Origin of the sequence: Microbispora sp. CSR-4 (genome assembly GCF_008033685.1) — a bacterium.
Classification (GTDB): domain Bacteria; phylum Actinomycetota; class Actinomycetes; order Streptosporangiales; family Streptosporangiaceae; genus Microbispora.
Genome location: NZ_VJVX01000257.1, coordinates 1 through 506 on the forward strand (window position 1 = coordinate 1; position 506 = coordinate 506).

Below are 506 nucleotides of genomic sequence, written 5' to 3' on the forward strand. Positions count from 1 at the left end.
GTTCGACGGCGGTGAGGGAGTCGAGGCCGAGTTCGATGAGGGGTCGGTCGGCGGGGATGGCGGTGGGGTCGGGGTGGGTGAGGACGGTGGCGACTTCGGCGCGGACCAGGTCGAGCAGAACCGTGCCGCGCTGCTCGGGAGCGAGCCCGGCGAGCCGGGCGGGCAGTGAGGTGTCCTGACCGGTCGCCTGGGTGGTCCGGGCGGCTCGTGCGGCCGGTCGGCGGGGGGAGATCAGGCGGCGCAGCAGTGGCGGGGGCGTCTCGGTCGCCGTGTTCAACCGCGCAGGCACGAGCACGGGCGGCTGGCCGGCCGGCCCGAAGACGGCCGCGTCGAACAGGGCCAGTGCGTGCGCGGTGGCGAGCGGATGCAGGCCGAGCCTGGCCAGCCGTTTCCGGTCGATCTGGCTGAGGTTGGTGGTGAGGGTGCTGGTGTGGGCCCATAGTCCCCAGGCGAGGCTGGTGGCGGGGAGGCCGGTGGTGTGGCGGTGGTGGGCGAGGGCGTCGTGG

The 506-nt window shown here is 74.7% G+C and carries 1 protein-coding gene; it reads right to left on the reverse strand.

Annotated features, from left to right (window positions below; all coding sequences use genetic code 11):
- Positions 1 to 506 (reverse strand): acyl carrier protein (locus FLV34_RS41110; protein ID WP_187280902.1); only part of this gene is annotated, 506 nt, incomplete at both ends.